This window comes from Mariniphaga anaerophila (assembly GCF_900129025.1).
Lineage (GTDB): Bacteria > Bacteroidota > Bacteroidia > Bacteroidales > Prolixibacteraceae > Mariniphaga > Mariniphaga anaerophila.
Genome location: NZ_FQUM01000006.1, coordinates 336,937 through 354,722 on the forward strand (window position 1 = coordinate 336,937; position 17,786 = coordinate 354,722).

Annotated in this window: 15 protein-coding genes; 7 read left to right on the forward strand and 8 right to left on the reverse strand. The window is 44.2% G+C overall.

All coding sequences use genetic code 11. From position 1 onward, the window contains the following. Positions 1–12: 12 nt before the first annotated feature. The gene (locus BUB08_RS14245) at positions 13–1,683 is read right to left on the reverse strand and encodes a T9SS type A sorting domain-containing protein (RefSeq protein ID WP_073002547.1); all 1,671 of its coding nucleotides are present in this window, start codon (positions 1,681–1,683) and stop codon (positions 13–15) included. A 223-nt stretch (positions 1,684–1,906) separates the two neighbouring features. Here BUB08_RS14245 and BUB08_RS14250 point away from each other — a divergent pair, with 223 nt between their 5' ends. Beyond that, positions 1,907–2,161, forward strand: a complete 255-nt coding sequence (locus BUB08_RS14250) for a hypothetical protein (protein WP_073002548.1) — start codon at positions 1,907–1,909, stop codon at positions 2,159–2,161. 94 nt (positions 2,162–2,255) lie between these two features. Here the strand turns inward: BUB08_RS14250 and BUB08_RS14255 are convergent, their stop codons facing one another. Further along, positions 2,256–2,945 carry a hypothetical protein gene (locus BUB08_RS14255; RefSeq protein WP_073002632.1) on the reverse strand — a complete coding sequence of 230 codons (690 nt, stop codon included), beginning with the start codon at positions 2,943–2,945 and terminating at the stop codon, positions 2,256–2,258. Between the two features lie 90 nt (positions 2,946–3,035). Then, on the reverse strand, positions 3,036–3,488 hold the full coding sequence (gene queD / locus BUB08_RS14260; protein WP_073002549.1) for a 6-carboxytetrahydropterin synthase QueD: 453 nt from the start codon (positions 3,486–3,488) through the stop codon (positions 3,036–3,038). Between the two features lie 167 nt (positions 3,489–3,655). On the opposite strand from queD, the gene trpS reads away from it, so the two are divergent. Beyond that, positions 3,656–4,660, forward strand: coding sequence for a tryptophan--tRNA ligase (gene trpS, locus BUB08_RS14265; protein ID WP_073002550.1), 1,005 nt, complete (start codon positions 3,656–3,658; stop codon positions 4,658–4,660). A gap of 201 nt (positions 4,661–4,861) precedes the next feature. Here the strand turns inward: trpS and BUB08_RS14270 are convergent, their stop codons facing one another. Beyond that, positions 4,862–5,068: a hypothetical protein gene (locus tag BUB08_RS14270; protein WP_139249722.1), complete on the reverse strand. Its 207-nt coding sequence runs from the start codon at positions 5,066–5,068 to the stop codon at positions 4,862–4,864. A gap of 565 nt (positions 5,069–5,633) precedes the next feature. Between BUB08_RS14270 and BUB08_RS14275 the strand changes: the two genes are divergently transcribed. The 3 genes from BUB08_RS14275 to BUB08_RS14285 all read left to right on the forward strand — a co-directional run bounded on the left by BUB08_RS14275 (position 5,634) and on the right by BUB08_RS14285 (position 9,994). Then, the gene (locus BUB08_RS14275; protein ID WP_139249723.1) at positions 5,634–7,085 is read left to right on the forward strand and encodes an arylsulfatase; all 1,452 of its coding nucleotides are present in this window, start codon (positions 5,634–5,636) and stop codon (positions 7,083–7,085) included. Positions 7,086–7,113: 28 nt separating this feature from the next. Further along, positions 7,114–8,697 (forward strand): sulfatase, encoded by a 1,584-nt coding sequence (locus tag BUB08_RS14280; protein ID WP_073002553.1) that lies wholly within the window; start codon positions 7,114–7,116, stop codon positions 8,695–8,697. A 199-nt stretch (positions 8,698–8,896) separates the two neighbouring features. After that, complete coding sequence (locus tag BUB08_RS14285; RefSeq protein WP_073002554.1) at positions 8,897–9,994, forward strand: glycoside hydrolase family 26 protein; 1,098 nt, start codon at positions 8,897–8,899, stop codon at positions 9,992–9,994. A gap of 63 nt (positions 9,995–10,057) precedes the next feature. Here BUB08_RS14285 and BUB08_RS14290 read toward each other — a convergent pair whose 3' ends face one another. Together BUB08_RS14290 and gltX are read right to left on the reverse strand one after the other, a co-directional pair. Next, a complete protein-coding gene (locus BUB08_RS14290) occupies positions 10,058–11,353 on the reverse strand; it encodes a class II aldolase/adducin family protein (protein ID WP_073002555.1) in 1,296 nt (431 codons plus the stop codon). Between the two features lie 155 nt (positions 11,354–11,508). Next, positions 11,509–13,035: a glutamate--tRNA ligase gene (gene gltX, locus BUB08_RS14295; RefSeq protein WP_073002556.1), complete on the reverse strand. Its 1,527-nt coding sequence runs from the start codon at positions 13,033–13,035 to the stop codon at positions 11,509–11,511. Between the two features lie 187 nt (positions 13,036–13,222). On the opposite strand from gltX, the gene BUB08_RS14300 reads away from it, so the two are divergent. Further along, positions 13,223–14,482, forward strand: coding sequence for a peptidase U32 family protein (locus tag BUB08_RS14300; RefSeq protein WP_073002557.1), 1,260 nt, complete (start codon positions 13,223–13,225; stop codon positions 14,480–14,482). A gap of 71 nt (positions 14,483–14,553) precedes the next feature. Beyond that, positions 14,554–15,453, forward strand: coding sequence for a hypothetical protein (locus BUB08_RS14305; RefSeq protein WP_073002558.1), 900 nt, complete (start codon positions 14,554–14,556; stop codon positions 15,451–15,453). 192 nt (positions 15,454–15,645) lie between these two features. On the opposite strand, the gene BUB08_RS14310 is transcribed toward BUB08_RS14305, so the two are convergent. Beyond that, complete coding sequence (locus BUB08_RS14310; protein ID WP_073002559.1) at positions 15,646–16,563, reverse strand: TIM barrel protein; 918 nt, start codon at positions 16,561–16,563, stop codon at positions 15,646–15,648. Positions 16,564–16,596: 33 nt separating this feature from the next. After that, positions 16,597–17,727 (reverse strand): acyltransferase family protein, encoded by a 1,131-nt coding sequence (locus BUB08_RS14315; RefSeq protein WP_073002560.1) that lies wholly within the window; start codon positions 17,725–17,727, stop codon positions 16,597–16,599. Positions 17,728–17,786: the final 59 nt, after the last annotated feature.

Genomic DNA, 17,786 nt, shown 5'->3' on the forward strand with positions numbered 1-17,786 from the left:
AGCAAGACGAATTCAGTCAATTACAACAAACTTGCCTTGCGCCGCTTGACCTGCAGAATTTGTTAACCTTAAAAAATATGTTCCGGCTTCAAATCCACTTCGGGATATTTCTACGTGCTGTTTCCCGGCGGAAAAAGAACCAAGTTTTCTTTTAGATAATTGCTTCCCGGTAATGTCAAATACTTCCAACAAATAATCTTCGCCTTCGTTTGCAACAAAACGAATTCGGGCATCCCGCGAAAAAGGATTGGGAAAAACCGCAACCTCCGAAAATGATGAGCGGGAAGCAGGAACCAAAATTCCTGAGTTTACAACCGACAAACGCAAATCAACGGTATTTAGAGAGCGGGGCAACACCTGAAGCAAAGTATCCTTTAAATAATCAAAAGTTACAAAGCTACTATTCTCATTTGTAGAATAAGTAGTTGCTTCATTTATCCTAAAATCCGGGACCTGAAGCCGAATGTTAAATGTATCGTGCTCCGAACGATTGATGGCGATGAATGCTGCCGAATCGCCGGTTGAACTAATAAAAGCTGCGGTTTTCAATTGCTCGTTGTCTCCGGTTGTGCCGATTCGTTTCCACCCCGGATGAATAAACCGCGAGTAATGTTTGAACACGTAAAAATCTTTGGTGCAGTGATAACCGTAGGCGTTGGTCCATCGGGATCTGTCCCAGGGAAAATGCAGGGCAACAAGTCCCCCGTTCTCCCAAATCAAATCCCAGTAGAGAAATGCAGTTACACTCTCCTGCACAAGCGATTGGTAAATCATTCCGGCCAGGGGAAACCAGCCGGTGCGGGAATATTCAGTTTGAAAATGAGGAATATTGGGACGAAAATTACCTACTTTAGCATAGTTTGACGATGTAAACGGATCGTCCTCCACAGTTCCGCTTTCCGCGCCGTGGTACAAATGATGCCCTATTCCGTAGAGCTTTGATAAATCCAGTGCATTAACGTAGTTTTCCACAGCATTGTATCCAATCCCGATGCATTCCGGTCCTAAAAAAAAGGGACGGTCTGCGCGCTTCTGCACAGTATCGTAAACAGCATCGAGCGCCTTATTGTAACCTGCCAGGGTATCTGCTGCATTCACCACTTCAGAAGGCCGCAGCAGACAACTCTCGTAACCGGCCGCCCAATCAGGCTCATTCTGAATGCTGATATATTTCGGGAAAATTCCGTTGGCGTTGTAATCATCCAAAGAAGCATTCCACCATTGGGCAAACCCGGCATAATCGAACTCCACTACCCCGTCGTTAACAGTATATTTTAACGTTCCCCCGTTATCTTTGTCATTGTTACTTTTCAGGTAACCGGGAGGCCCCCAGGAAGTAACCATAACATCTACAGGATGCCCCAACGAACTCTCCGCGGCAGAAACGAATTGCTTCACGTGGTTAATCATCTCGTTATCGTAACCAAACGTATTTCTCACCCGCAAAATATCCAGGCTCAGTTCTTTAAAAATCACATCGTAAATCTCAGCCCGGTTGGGATGGGCAGTCAGCCAGTTTTCGTAATATGCCAGCGAAGCACCAAATCCGGTAATGGCTTGATTTTCCTCATCTACATTCATCTGAATGGATTGAACAGATCCTGACTGTGCACATACTTTTTGCGGGATTCCAATCACCATAAAAAATAAAAAAATTGCAATCGGGCAATAATTCAACTTCATCGATTTTATTTAGTTTTTGGTTTAAACTACATATTTACCAACAAGTTAATAAAATAAACCCTTCGGGTTATTGTGGTTAATACATTTTATAAAATTTTATGTTTTTAAATAGCGTTTTTTCAACTAACCCGAAAAACAAAAGCAATGGAAACAACGAAACACATCCCCAATCATTCATTATATTTGTTTCAGCGAAATGCGTTAACAACAAATGAATTGCCATATGAAACCGGAAAAAGAGCAAAATCTGGAGAAAAAAGAAGAAGTGGTTCAGAGCAAAAAAGAAGGATGGATTGACAAAGCAGAAAAGATTATTGACGAAACGTCGGAAAAAATCCACAACAGCGACGCGTACCGAAAAGCTGACCAGTCGATGGAAAAGGCGACCAAAAAAATTTTCAGACAGGCCGGGAAATGGTGGGGCAAATCGGAACGATATTTTAAAAACCTGGCCGAAAACGAGGAAAATACTAAATAGCAAATGCAGATAATTCTCAAACCAACCTGCCCTGCCATCCTATTTGCAAAAAGCCTCACGAATTTCCAATAGCATTTCCCTGGAAATTACACCTTTAAAAGCACTCTGCCTTTATTGAATTGTAGTAAACAGTGGTGGTAGCTCCAAATCCTGAATCAATTCCAACAATGAGCCACAGATTCCCGTCTTCATCTGTTGCCGCACCAAACGGCGATCCGTTAGAAACAGTTTTCAGTGTGTAAGTTTCAGAATCGGTGCCGTTAGCAAAATCACTCACTGCCACCATATTTTCCCCGCCTTCAGTTTGCTGTCCTTTGTCAATATTCATCCGGTAAAAGTTCTCGCTGTCCTTTTCCTTTTTGGGCTCAGCAGTAGTTGCCCCCACCTTTACACACACCGATTCGCCCGGACTTCCGCCAACGCCTTCCAGCCCGTTGGGAACATCGGTAGCAAATTCAACCGTAAATGTGATGTAATATACCGTGTTGGGTTCCAATCCGGAAACTTTTCGTTTAGCAAACATAAAAAGATCCTCGCTGCGATTATTCCCCGATTGTTTAATTGCCATTTGACTTCTGTCAAGCGGTTCAGGCAACGTATCGTACTCAAACACCAGCTCATAATTTGATTCTTCCCCCACAGGGTAATCAGCAAAATCGCCACTCCACCCGTCGGTACCCTCGGCAAAATCAAAGAAAAAATCTACGGGATCGGGTTGGTTAAGATTTTTGTCGCTACACGAGAACAAAACAAGCAAAGCGGCAACAACTGCAATTTTCTTCATAATTACGGTTTTAAACATTATTTCTTCCTGTACCGGTGAAAAAAAACGAGGCGCAGAATCGGCTGCCATCAAATTTAAAAAAATTTAGGTTTATTCCGCATTATCGGCGGCAAACCATTCGGCAAACGAAGTGGCTGTTTCGTAAAGACGAATGCTAAACAATTCAATTTCTTCGGGTAACTGCTGTTTAAGAATCTCCGCAATAAAAGTTGCAATATTTTCCGTTGTGGGCTGAAAGTCAACTACAAAAATACGTTCAGAAATTTTCTTCAACATGGCAACCTGTTCTTCCGGAACGAGCCTGTTCACCATCATGACATGATCGAAACGGCTGACTACATTTTCTTTTACCATGTTTTTCAACTCCCCAAAATCCATTACCATCCCGTCCTTAGGATGCCCGGGCCGATTCAGAGGCTCTCCTTTCAGGGTTACTTCCAGTTTATAAGAATGCCCGTGAATATTACGGCACACCCCGTCGTATTGATACAACGCATGAGCCATTTCGAAATGAAACCGTTTTGTTACCCTGATTTTCGGCATAATGATATTTTCAAATTTGAAAAAGCAAAAATACACATTTTACCCAACTCAAATCGTTTAAGCCAATCGTATCATTTGGGTTTGTTTTGCTGGTAATGACTGTAAAGTACTGAATTCATTCACATTTTTTCTATTTTTGTGGGCTGAAAAATTCAGATTCAATTAAGATGACAAAGAAACCGACAGTTCTTAGCGGGATACGACCAACAGGCTATCTGCACCTCGGAAACTATTTCGGGGCGGTGCGCAATTTTTTACGGATGCAGGACGATTTTAACTGCTTCTTTTTTATTGCCGACATACATTCTCTTACAACTCACCCCACGCCCGACAATCTTCAGGCAGGAGTAAAACAGGTACTGGCAGAATATTTAGCTTGCGGGATTGACCCCGAAAAAGCTACTATTTACATCCAAAGCGATGTGCCGGAAGTTACCGAATTGTATACTATTTTAAACATGAATGCGTACCTGGGAGAACTGGAACGCACAACTTCGTTTAAAGACAAGGCGCGCAAGCAACCCGACAACGTAAACGCCGGACTGCTTACCTACCCGGTGCTGATGGCTTCCGATATTATTATCCACAGAGCCAACTTTGTACCGGTGGGAAAAGACCAGGAACAGAACCTGGAAATGGCCCGGAAATTTGCAAAACGCTTTAACCGGATGTACAAAAAAGAGGTATTTCCTATTCCTCAGTCTTACACTTTTGACGGGAAAGACATGATAAAAGTGCCCGGACTGGACGGAAGCGGTAAAATGGGTAAATCAGAAGGAAACGCCATTAACCTTTACGAAGATCCGAAATCCATCCGCAAAAAAGTAATGAGGGCAGTAACCGATGCCGGCCCGACAGAAATGAACCAGGAAAAACCGGAAACCGTGCAAAACCTGTTTACGCTGATGGAAATTGTTTCGAAACCGGAAACAGTTGCTCATTTTGACGAGCTGTACAACAACTGCGAAATTAGGTACGGCGACATGAAAAAGCAACTGGCAGAGGATATTATATCATATACTTCGCCAATACGCGACCGGATTATTGATATATTGAAAAATGATGAGTACCTTGCAAAGGTTGCAAAAATGGGTGCTGAAAAAGCACGAGAATCAGCTTCAAAAACCCTGGCTGAGGTAAAAAAGGTAGTCGGATTTAAAAGGTTGTTTTAAAACAACACATATACCCTGGGTAACATTTATGCCGGGCTGTTGCCCGGCTTTTCATTTTCCTGATTCTTTTATGCATTCAGGGATATTATTAAACCAGAGTGTGATCCAAACAACAAAAGTGGGTTGCTCACATCACCATCCGGAACCGATAAATGGTAACGGGATTGAAAGAAACAAAAAACACGGGCAAAATCAGCCACTTTAACTGGCATATTTGTGCCGGTAATTTTTCAGGCATTCTTCGTGCTTGCAGATAATATCTCTCATTTCCACAGAGCTCATGTTTGTTGTCTTTTCGATCAACTCTGCTACAGACATTTTGCTGAACTCTTTCAACGCGCACTCATCAAAACAAAGGTCGAAATGACCTTCCAGCAAAAGTTTATAAAAATAATTTTTCTCTTCCATCTTGTGTTTTTTTAACGGCTTGTACATGTCAAAAGTATCTAGTTTTGTTAAACAAACGGTCAGAAAAAACGCTGAAAGTAAATTCTCAAAATGCCTAATTTTTTATCCAAAAAGCTGATACCACTTTCTTTACTAATGCATTACCGGAAATCATTCACATCAACTCGTCAACGATGCACTGCTTCTGACTTTTATTGCCGACAACATAAAAAGAAGCCCCATCTAAACAACCTATAAACACCTGAATATCTACACTTAGCGAAAACAAAATTGTAGCGATAACAAAACTGACTTTCGAAGAGCAACGCACTTCAATCCACCCCAACAAAACCTCCTTCGTACTTGTGGTCAAAGCAAAAAAAGCAAGACATTTATCAGGATCTCTCCACGGATGAAAAGCTGATACAATTTATCAGCAAAACGGACAGACACCCCGCAGATATTCATTATCTTTCGAACTGAAAACAATAAAGAAGTATGCCCACAGCCAGAAGCAACAACATGGAAATATAACGTTTAAAAAAGCTGTTACTGAGTATTTATTGAAAACCAAATAATAACCATCGTGAACAAATCAACCATTCTTATTCTGATTTCATTCCTGTTTTTTACAGCATGTACCTCCCAAAAAAAACAAAGCAAAGAGCCAACAAAACCCAACATTGTATACATTTTAGCCGATGATTTGGGCTACGGCGATTTAAGCTGCTACGGACAAAAACTATTTCAAACCCCCAATATCGACAAACTGGCCCAAGCCGGGCTGAAATTTACGCAACACTATTCCGGCTCCACAGTTTGCGCCCCGTCGCGCTCGTCGTTAATGACCGGCCAGCACACCGGGCACACATTTATTAGGGGGAACAAAGAATGGAAACCCGAAGGCCAATATCCGATGGAAGCTAAAGCGTTTACGCTGGCCGAAGCGCTGCAGGAGGCCGGTTACACCACCGGAGCTTTCGGCAAATGGGGTCTTGGATATCCGGGTTCCGAAGGAGACCCAAACAACCAGGGATTCTCCGAATTTTACGGATATAATTGCCAACGGCTGGCACACAATTATTACCCCTCCCATTTGTGGGAAAATCAGCAAAAAGTGCCTCTAGAGGAAAACAGCGGCCAGCAATTCGCAGTTTATGCACCCGAGCTGATTCACCAAAAAGCGCTGCAATTCATCGAAAAAAATAAGGAAAAACCTTTTTTCATGTTTTACCCCAACGTAATTCCCCATGCAGAGCTGCTTTTGCCGGAAGAAAACCTGGCCGAATTCAGAGGCAAGCTCCTGCCCGAAAATGAATTTAAAGGAGCCGAGCCGGGCGATCCCAACTTTCGCGAAGGCGCGTACGGAACGCAACCCGAAAGCCACGCAGCCTTTGCCGCAATGGTTACTCTGCTCGACAAACAGGTGGGCGACATTGTTGCCAAACTAAAAGAACTGGGCATTTATGAAAATACGGTCATCATGTTCACGTCAGACAATGGCCCACACATGGAAGGTGGAGCCGACCCCGACTTTTTTAACTCGAACGGGATTTTTAAAGGGTACAAACGCGATCTTTATGAAGGGGGAATCCGGGTTCCGATGATTGCCGTCTGGGACGAAAGAATTGCCGCAGGAACAGAAACCGGCCATCCTTCTGCATTTTGGGATGTTTTTCCAACCGTTGCCGAAATTGCCGGCATCTCCGCTCCTGAAAATACTGATGGCGTGTCATTTTTACCTACCCTTCTGGGAAAAACAAACGAGCAAAAGCCCCACGATTACCTTTACTGGGAATTTCACGAGAGAGGAGGGAGAAAGGCATTGCGAAAAGGCGATTGGAAACTGATAAATTACAACGTTTTCAACCCGGAAAAAACCACCACAGAATTATACAATATTGCTGACGATCCGGGCGAGCAGAACAATGTGGCAGAAGCACATCCAGAGATTGTTGAAGAGCTGAAAAAGCTAATGAATTCAGCACGTACAGAGTCTGAAGTTTTCACTTTCGAATCCAAAACCATTATTCAATAATTTCCTCCCCGGAAAAAAAAGCTACTCCATGTTCAAAACTATTTCAATGCTGGCCTCTGTTTTCTTTTTATTAACCGCATGCCAGAGCAATCGCAAAGAAGAACCCGGGCAACAAAAACCCAATATTCTTTTTATTCTGGCCGATGATTTCGGGTACTACGACACGGGCGTTACCGGGAGCAATTTTTACGAAACACCTAACATCGACCGGATTGCCAACGAAGGGATGACTTTTACCTATGGATACGCTGCGTGCCAGGTATGCAGTCCGTCGAGGGCAAGCATCATGACCGGAAAATTTCCTGCAAGGCATGGAATCACCGACTGGATTGGCGCCCCCGTTGGAGAAGCATGGAGAAAGGCCGGAAGGTTTAACAAGTTACTTCCTCCAGACTACGTTCACAACCTTCCGCACGAATATGTAACACTACCCGAAGCCTTGAAAGAAGCGGGTTACAAAACATTCTTTGCCGGAAAATGGCACCTGGGAAGCGAGGGCTCCTGGCCCGAAAATCACGGATTCGACATCAATAAAGGCGGCTGGGATAAAGGCAGTCCTAAAGGTGGTTTTTATGCGCCCTGGGAAAACCCGAGACTGCCCAACGGGCCCAACGGAGAAAGCCTCACCATGCGGCTGGCTCACGAAACGGCAAAATTTATGAAAGAGCACAAAGACACCTCCTTTTTCGCTTTTCTTTCGTTTTATGCGGTTCATGCGCCCCTGCAAACCACGCACGAAAAGTGGGAAAAATACAGGCAAAAAGCAGAACACATGGGAATCGCAGAAACAGGGTTTGAAATGGGGCATTTTCTTCCAATCAGGCAGGTGCAGGACAACCCCGTTTATGCCGGCCTGGTAGAAACCATGGACGATGCCGTTGGTGTGGTTTTAAATGCACTCGACGAACTGGGACTTGCAGAAAATACCATCGTTATTTTCACTTCGGACAACGGAGGAGTAGCTGCCGGCGATGCGTTTGCAACATCTAACAAGCCACTGCGGGCAGGAAAAGGATACCAGTTTGAAGGAGGAATCCGCGAACCCTATTTTATTAAAATTCCATGGCTCAACATTGCCGGAGAAAAGACAAATGTTCCTGTTTCCGGCACCGACTTCTACCCCACCCTCCTGGAACTTGCCGGTGCCAATCTGAAGCCGGAACAGCACAGTGACGGACTCAGCCTCGTTCCCCTACTCAACGGCAAAACACTGCCCGAACGGCCGCTTATCTGGCACTATCCGCATTACGGTAACCAGGGAGGCGAGCCCTCTTCAATCATCAGGCTGGGAGAGTGGAAACTTATTCATTATTACGAAGACGGCCGTAAAGAATTGTACAATTTGAAAACCGATTTGGCCGAGACAAACGACGTTTCTGCCAAACACCCGGAGCTGACCCGCCAGTTAAGCGAACAGCTCTTTTCGTACCTGAACGAAGTAGGCGCCCGTTTCCCTGAAAAAGATCCGGAATACAACGAAAAACTGGAACGAGCACACCTGGAAAAAGTAAAAAACAAACGCCTGCCACAACTCGAAAAGCAACGCCTTCAACTCCTCTCCAAAGACTTCGACCCGGGAAACAACTGGTGGGGAAGTATGGTGTACGACTGAATCTAAACAGAAATAAAAAACGTTATCAAAAATTCCACAAGTTATATTTGAGCTTCATTGGTGTTTCACAAAGAAATGCAGATTTCGTTTTAGTACTGCCACAAAATTTGTATTTTAGTACAAAATACAATAACCTGAAAAGCGATTTATTTCAAGGCACTTATAAACGAAATATTAAACCTTGTAAAACCGATGAACCATGAAAAAATTACTCGTAATTTCATTTCTAATTTTAGGAATTGCTGCTTTTGCACAAAAACCTCACCCTGCAGATTCGCAGGCAACGCCCGAAACCGTTAATCTTTACCGGAACTTACTGAAGCTGCAACACGAGGGAATAATGTTCGGCCACCAGGATGATTTGGCCTACGGCGAAGGCTGGGTTTACGAAGAAGGCCGGTCGGACGTGAAAGATGTGTGCAGCGATTACCCGGCAGTTTATGGCTGGGAATTGGGACACCTCGAGCTGGGAGATGCCTACAGCTTAGACTCGGTGCATTTCGACAAAATTCAGGGCTGGATAAAAACCGTTTACAAAAGGGGAGGAGTGAATACCATAAGCTGGCACTTACGCAACCCGCTCACAGGAGGAACATCGTGGGATACGTCTTCAAAAGAGGCTGTAAAATCGATTCTTCCGGGCGGGGAAAAACACGAGCTCTTTAAACAATATCTTAACCGACTGGCGAATTTTATGCTCGGGCTAAAAACCGCTGACGGAACTTATATTCCTGTTCTTTTTCGGCCGTTCCATGAACATACAGGGAGCTGGTTTTGGTGGGGGAAAGACCTTTGTTCTGTAAACGAATACACTGCATTGTGGCGTTTTACGGCGAATTACCTCCAGCAAAAGAAGGGCATTCACCATATTTTGTACGCCTATTCTACCGACCGTTTTCAATCTGAAAGTGAATATCTGGAACGCTACCCGGGCGACGACGTTGTTGACATGCTGGGCTTTGATTTGTACGATCGTGGCTCGGAATACCTGCCCACCCTGAAGAACTGCGCTACCTTTTTAACCAAGCTGGCAAAAGAGAAAGGAAAAATTGCCGCAGTTTCCGAAACCGGAGGACCCATCGCCGTCAATCACCAGTGGTGGACTCAACTGCTGGAAACGCTGAGACCGTTCGATTTGGCCTACGTTTTGGTGTGGAGAAACCCGTGGCATCCGGCCGGACACGGCGCTTTTGCGCCCTACAAAAGCAGTCCTGATTCCGAAAATTTTATCAAATTTTACAACGACAAAAAAACGCTGTTTCAAAAAGATGTAACCCCAAAAAAACTGTACAAGTAAATCAACCACGAGGTTGCACCTAAAATGCAAATCAAATCGCGCAACCCGTGGTCAACTGTTTTCCTAACCTAAAAACTTCTTACGAAGCGCTTCTACCTGGTTGTCGTTAATTGGGATTAGCTTACCCAAAGAAGCGCCCATGGTAAGTGACTGCGCGCTGAATTCAGCCACTTCAAGCCGGTCGAAAGTTCCAAGCAGTTTATCTCCGGTAACCAATACAGAATCGTTGTTAATTATCACTGCCGGAGTATCTTTTGAAATCAGTTTCAGGATGGTTTCTTCTCCCGCAAAGTGAGAGCCAAAAGGAACATTGGGCACGTCCTGCAGAAAGATCCAACTTTCCGGGATGGTTCGTACATTCAGCTTTTCGTGAGTCACACTGTAAGCCATCAGGTGAGGACTTTGAGTCAAAATAATGGAGTTCACTTCCGGATTACGCCTATATATTTCCTGGTGCAGCCAGGTAGCCCGGCTGGGTAATTTACCCGGCTCACGTTTCCCGTTTTTTATCTGCACAATGTCTTCGTTTTGAATATTCCAGCGAGCCACATCGGTTGGTGTAATCAAAAAGTCGTTTCCCCGCCAGCGCACCGAAACCGTTCCGTAAGAGCTTATCATCAACCCCTGATCGCAGGCGCGGTGAACAATCCGTTTAATCTCTTCGCGGATAGCCCTTTCATCAGAAGGGTGCTCCACCTGTTCCATTTCAGGCAACAGGCGTGGTATCTGGTTCTCGAATTCTTCGATCTGCTCGTGGGCGAGATAATTGGGAGTGCCAATCGTGTTTCCGTAAATGATTGTCCGTCCGCAAAACTCAAGCGTTTCAAACCGCTGAAAAGCATCCAGCAAGTCACTTCCCCCAACAACAGTTCCGTGGTTTTCCATAATTACAGCACTGAACCCTTTGTCAAACTCGCGGGCAATTACCTTACCCAGTTCATTGCTTCCGGGAACTTCATAGGTAGCGTAACCAATGTCGCCACAAATGTGTTTTGCCTGAGGAATAATGTTCGTATCGGGAATTTGCCGCACAATACTGAACGACACCAGGGCCGGCGGATGAGCATGTATAATTGCTTTTATTTCGGGCCGACTTTCGTAAATTGCACGGTGAAAAGGATATTCTGAAGAAGGTTTATGACGGCCTTCAATGGTGCCGTCTTTTCTGACCACCATAATGTCTGACGCGCGCAAAGATCCTTTATCAACGGCCGATGGAGTTACCCAGATGTCTCCGTTTTCGTCAATAATGGAAACATTTCCTCCGGATGTTGTAGTTAACCCGCTCCGGTAGATTTTATCGATTATCATGGTAATCTGGTCGCGCGGGTGCATAAGGCTGGTGTCTAACTTCTTCATTGCTATATTTTTGGTTATGAATGGCTAAAATTACGAAAGTTCGGGGAAGAAGATCTTCACTTCCTCCCAAAAGGCTTCAATTTAACCAATAGAAAAGATTATGGTAAAATAACACAACGTACCTGCAAAAGAGGAAAGGTCAATTGCGACCTCCCCTAAATTTTTTCTATTGCCGTTTTAATACGCTGAATGGTTTCTGCTTTTCCCAGAATTTCACAAATTTTGAACAGATCCGGTCCCATGTTTCCACCAACCAGGCAAAGGCGCAGTGGATTCATAATTGCTCCAAAGCCCCAACCTTTTTCGTTCATAAATGCAGAAAATGTTTCTTTCATGCTTTCAGCATCCCACTGTTCAATCTTTTCGAAAAGAGACACAACGGCCGAAAGTTGTTCAGGTGTATTTTCTTTCCAACGTTTTTTTACCGTTTTTTCGTCGTACGATTCCGGGGCAACAAAAAAGAAACTTCCCTGTTCCCAAAGATCGGATGCAAATTCGCAGCGTTCCTTAATTTCGCCAACTACTTCAACTATTTTTTCGTTGGTTGCAGAAATGCCTTTTTCCTGTAAAACTGGTTTAAAAAGTTCGGCTAATTCCTCAGCATTTTTTTGCTGAAAATAGTGCCTGTTAAACCACTTCGCCTTTTCAGGATCGAAACGCGACCCGGACTTAACAACACGTTCAAGACTAAAAACTTCAGTCAGTTCTTTCAGCGAAAAGAACTCCTGCTCAGTTCCCGGGTTCCAGCCCAGCAGCGCCAGCAGGTTAATAAATGCTTCCGGGAAATAGCCGTCTTCGCGGTATCCGTGAAAAGCTTCTCCAGACACAGGATCTGTCCATTCAAGCGGAAAAACAGGAAATCCCATTTTATCGCCATCCCGTTTGCTGAGTTTTCCTTTTCCGTGAGGTTTCAGAATTAGCGGCAGGTGGGCAAACTCGGGTCTGGTTTCTTCCCAGCCCAAAGCACGGTACAACAAAACGTGCAACGGCATGGACGACAACCATTCTTCGCCACGTATCACATGCGTAATTTCCATCAGATGATCATCAACCACATTGGCCAGGTGATAAGTAGGCATTCCGTCTGACTTAAACAGCACTTTGTCGTCAAGACTTTTAGTGGTATTAAACGTTACTTCGCCCCGAATAATATCATGCTCGGTCACATCCAAATCTGCAGGCATTTTAAAACGTACCACATGCTGTTCTCCGGCATCAATTTTCCGCTGTACTTCTTCTGCTGAGAGGTTCAGCGAATTATTCAGCCGTTCGCGGGTTCCAATACCGTATGAAAAAGTTTCTTTGTTTGCTTCAGCTTCTTTCCTCAGTTGTTCAATCTCCTCCGGAGTATCAAACGCGATGTATGCCCAGCCCGATTCCACAAGCTGATCTGCATACTGTTTATACAGTGCTTTCCGTTCGCTTTGCCGATATGGCCCGTAATTGCCGCCAATACCCGGCCCTTCATCAGGAATCAGCCCGCACCAACGCAGGCTTTCCATTATATATTCACTTGCGCCGGGCACAAACCGATTCTGGTCTGTGTCTTCGATGCGTAAAAGAAAATCACCACCTTGTTTTTTTGCAAAAAGATAGTTGAACAAAGCAGTACGAACACCACCCATGTGGAGCGGCCCCGTAGGACTTGGGGCAAAACGCACCCGAACTTTCCGGTTACTCATTGCTTATTTTTTGAAATTTTGTGCAAAGATAAGATTTCGCCATCAAATGAAAGAGCGCCGAACAAAATGATTGTTTTCAGAATTATTCTGTTCCCATAAAAATATGCCGTGTTTTTAGCTCGCACTGAACGGGAAAGGCTGTTTCCTCTTTTAAATATTTTACCTTTGTCCGGAAATTTTTACAAGAATGGAAGGAAGAGAAATTGAAATAATGGCTCCAGTTGGTTCATACGAATCATTAATGGCAGCAATTCAGGGCGGTGCCGGATCTGTTTATTTTGGCGTTGAACATTTGAACATGCGGTCGCGGTCGGCCAATAATTTCACTCTCGACGACCTGAAAAAAATTGTTGAAACAGCCACCTCACACGGCGTTAAAACATATTTAACACTCAACGTTGAAATTTTTGACAACGAAGCGGAACAGATGCACGCCGTTCTCGATGCAGCAAAAGCAGCAGGAGTTTCTGCAGTAATTGCTGCCGACATTTCTGTAATTATGTACGCCCGCTCCATCGGTCTGGAAGTTCACATTTCCACACAGGTAAACATTACCAATATTGATGCAGTGAAATTCTATTCTGCATTTGCCGATGTAATGGTACTGGCCCGTGAAATGAACCTCGGACGCGTTTGGGAAATCAGCAATCAGATAAAAGAGCAACAAATAAAAGGGCCGTCTGGAAATCTGGTGCGTCTCGAAATGTTTGTGCATGGTGCACTGTGCATGGCCATCAGCGGAAAATGTTACCTGAGTCTTCAGGAAATGAACTCATCGGCCAACCGCGGTTCGTGCCTGCAAACCTGCAGGCGTGCTTACACGGTAACCGACAAAGAAACCGGAGCAGAACTGGAGATCGACAATGAATACATCATGTCGCCCAAAGACCTTAAAACAATTCATTTTCTGAATAAAGTTCTGGACGCCGGAGTTTCGGTACTCAAAATTGAAGGACGCGCACGGTCTCCCGAATATGTAAAAACAACCGCAGAGTGCTACCATGAAGCTGTGCAAGCCTACTTAGAAGGTACATTTACAGAAGAAAAAATAGAAAACTGGAATGAGCGGCTGGCGGCAGTTTTCAATCGTGGGTTCTGGAATGGTTATTACCTCGGACAGCGGCTGGGAGAATGGAGCGCCAATTACGGTTCGCGAGCTACCAAACGAAAAATATACATTGGCAAGTGCACCAACTATTTTTCCAACATTAAAGTAGCTGAGTTTAAACTGGAAACGCTAAATCTGAAAACCGGCGACGAAATTATTATTACCGGCCCCACTACCGGAGTTGTTCAAACCCAGGTGAAAGAAATCCGTTTCGAATTAAAACCTGTTGAAGAGGGGTTGAAAGGGCAACATATTTCAGTACCGATTGACACAAAACTCAGACGTTCAGACAAACTTTTTAAGGTGGTTGATGCCAAAGAAGTAAAAGAAAGGCGGTAGTTTTTTGCCTGCAGGCTTGGATTTTAGGCGAAGAAAATCATATATTGACAGCTGAAATTTAACCTATTATTATGAAGCCTCATGTCGTTCTTCTTTTCCTGCTTTTTCTGATCTGCCAGACTTCATCCGGACAAATTTTCAGATACCGACTGAGTGCAAACGCCGGTGCTTTTTTAGGAGAACCCGGAAAAGCTGAAATAGACTACCCGATGAAGGATGAACTATCCAATCCCGGCAGCGAAGAGTTTTCTCCGGTTTTTAAGCCCGGCGTTGAACTGGAAATAATGGCTCCTGTTACTCCCGATTTTGAGTTGGGCGTGCAGTTTGGCTATTTGCGCGTTTCGGGTCACACGCCGTCGCCTCCGTTGTACAACTTCTTTCTGTCCAGATACAACCCTCTTCCCAATAGCTACAAATACCCCGACAAAGCCCTGATTTTTGATACTAACCTGCTGAACATCCTGGGCACTGCCCGCTTTTATATTCTACCCGTAAAAAACAACGTCAACATTTTTGCAAAGGCCTTGGCGGGAGTTACATTTACCGGCACCGACTTCACCTTTCACAATCCGGTGTACCGGGTGGAATATGATGTTGGAGTACTTTATTCCAGAGGAACCAGAAACAGCGATGACCCAAAGACTGCTGCAATAACCGGTGGATTGGGGCTTGGAGCCACTTACCGCTTATCAGACAAATTCGATATCTATTTTGACGCAACAGCTCTGCTCGTTAATTCGGACATAGTAAACGGTGTGCCCAACTACAACTACATAAACAAAAACGGGCAAACTTCCATGGAGAGAACCAACAGCCCCGCCGCTGTAGCTCAAGCCAGCATTGGCCTTGTTTATTCTGCCATCCCCGACCGCAGGTTCAATAAAAGCAATTTTACGCGCTCTTCGAGAATGAACAAAAATATTTTTCATAAAAAAAGGAAAGGAAAACCGTTTTCTAAACGCAGAAAATAAAAGAAGCGGTGAAAACCGTTTTCGCCGCTTCTTTTAAAACAAACATTTACCTTCAACCTGCCTCGAACTAACTCAACAATCAACCTATTAAGCCCACAAAAAATTCATTCAAGACAATTTAAGACTACGAACAGAAAAAGCCATTGTTTCAATCCTGTTCTTCTTTAACAATTTTTAACCTGTTAAAATGGGCTATTCCAAGCTTTCAAAAACCCTTTCCAGCAAACGTTTCGTTGCAAGAATGCCTTCTTTTTCCGACAACTCGCGACCTTCGTATTCAATTCCAACCCATCCTTTGTAACCAGAGTCTTTCACTATTTTCATCAACCTGAAGTAGTCTGAACGAGTGTCGTTTCCGTCAGCATCAAAATCATTTGATTTGGCGCTCACCCCTTTGGCATACGGCATCAGCAATTCAACCCCTTTGTAGCGGTCGAACTCTTCTCCTGTTTCGCGGTTAATAATAAAATTGCCAAAATCGGGCAATGTACCAACACGTTTGTGATCAACCATTTTCATCACGCCTGCAAGCCATTCGCCGTGACTGGACCAGCCGCCGTGGTTTTCAACAATTATATTAATACTTTGCTGGTCGCCGTACTCACAAAGCATACGCAAGCCATCTGCCGCCAGTTTTTGCTGCTCTTCGAAACTACCCTGGCTACCTGCATTTACCCGTATTGAATGGCATCCCAGGTATTTGGCGGCATCAATCCATTTTTTATGGTTCTCTACTGTTTTCTCACGCTCTGCTTTCTCCGGATGGCCTACCATTCCTTCGCCGTCACACATAATCAGCACGCTTTTAACGCCTTCGTTTTCACAAATCTTTTTCAGCTCGGCCAGGTATTCCATGTCTTTTGCCTTATCCTTAAAAAACTGGTTGACATACTCCAGTCCTTTAATTCCGTTTTCTGCAGCAAACCGGGGGAAATCGAGATTTGTCATTTCATTGGCAAACAAAGTTTTGTGCAACGACCACTCAGCCAGCGATATTTCAAACGGTGACCTTTTTGACGCACAACCTGCAAAAGCAGACGGTAGCAACAGTGTTCCGGCAGATACTGCCATTGTTGTTTTTAAAAATTTTCTACGAGATGTGTTGTCCATTTTTATCAGATTTAAGTTAAAATTTAAGTACTTTCAGATTTTAAAAAATATTCTTTTCCGGTATAAATAGTAGCACAGAAGCCATTCCAGCGCCAGCACCGTAAGCGAAGTGACCAGCGCCATCAAAAACCCGGGGGCATTAAACCACCCCAAAAATCCGTTGATGAAAATTCCAACAAAACCGTTGAACCACTGCCCGCCAACTGTATTTGAAAAAAGGTAAATGAATATTGGATTCATGCCAACAATTACAAACGGAAAAATCCAGCCGTTAATTTTTTTTACGTCGATAAACCAATAACTGAATGCCAGCACCAAAACAGACCAACCGCCCGAAGCAAGCACAAACGAAGAGGTGGAAATGCGTTTAATAATAGGCGTTACAGAAGTCCAGTGAAGCAAATATCCCGCAGCCAGAATAACCAGGCCGCCAACTAACAGCTTTTTAAGTTTTTCGGAAGCCTTTTTTTCCGACAGAAGCAATTTCCCGACAACAACACCCCAGATTGTATGAGCCGCTGTTGGAATACAATTGATAGCAACCCATCCGCCGCCCCGATTGATTTTACCCATTAAAACCATATCCATCCACGAACCGAAATTGTGGTCTTTCACAAAAGGCTGATTGTATCCGTCCAAAGGAAAAGTGCGGTACAATATTTCGGTAAGCAACAAAAGCCCAAAAGAGACAACAAGTTGTACCGATGGCTTATACCGCATCAAAAAATAAGCGATTATGATGGTAACAGAAAGCTGGGAAAGTACGTTCCACAGTTCCCAAACCAACTCGCGACGATACCCGCAGTGCAGGCCGACGCCAAAAGCCAGCAACAAAATACAACGCTGAATTATATGCCGCGTAATTTTCTGTTTCGAATCTCCCCTTTTGCGCCTTTTTGCATAAGAAAACGGCATGGCCACACCAACAATAAACATAAAAAAAGGCTGCACCAAATCCCAAAAACGCAAGCCATTCCACGGGTGGTGATGAAATTGCTGAAAAAAAGGTTCCAGAAATGTTCCGGCTACAGGTTCTTTTACTAAAACACTCCACAATGCTGTTCCTTCTGCAACGAGCAAAAACATTATAATTCCCCTAAAAAAATCAAGCGACAACAAACGGTTTTCGCCTGAGCCCATGTTGGTTTTTGGTTTTGAACTCATAGGAAACAAAGGATGATTAGTTTTTATTTTCGAGAACAGGGGCTCCCCGCTTGCAGCCC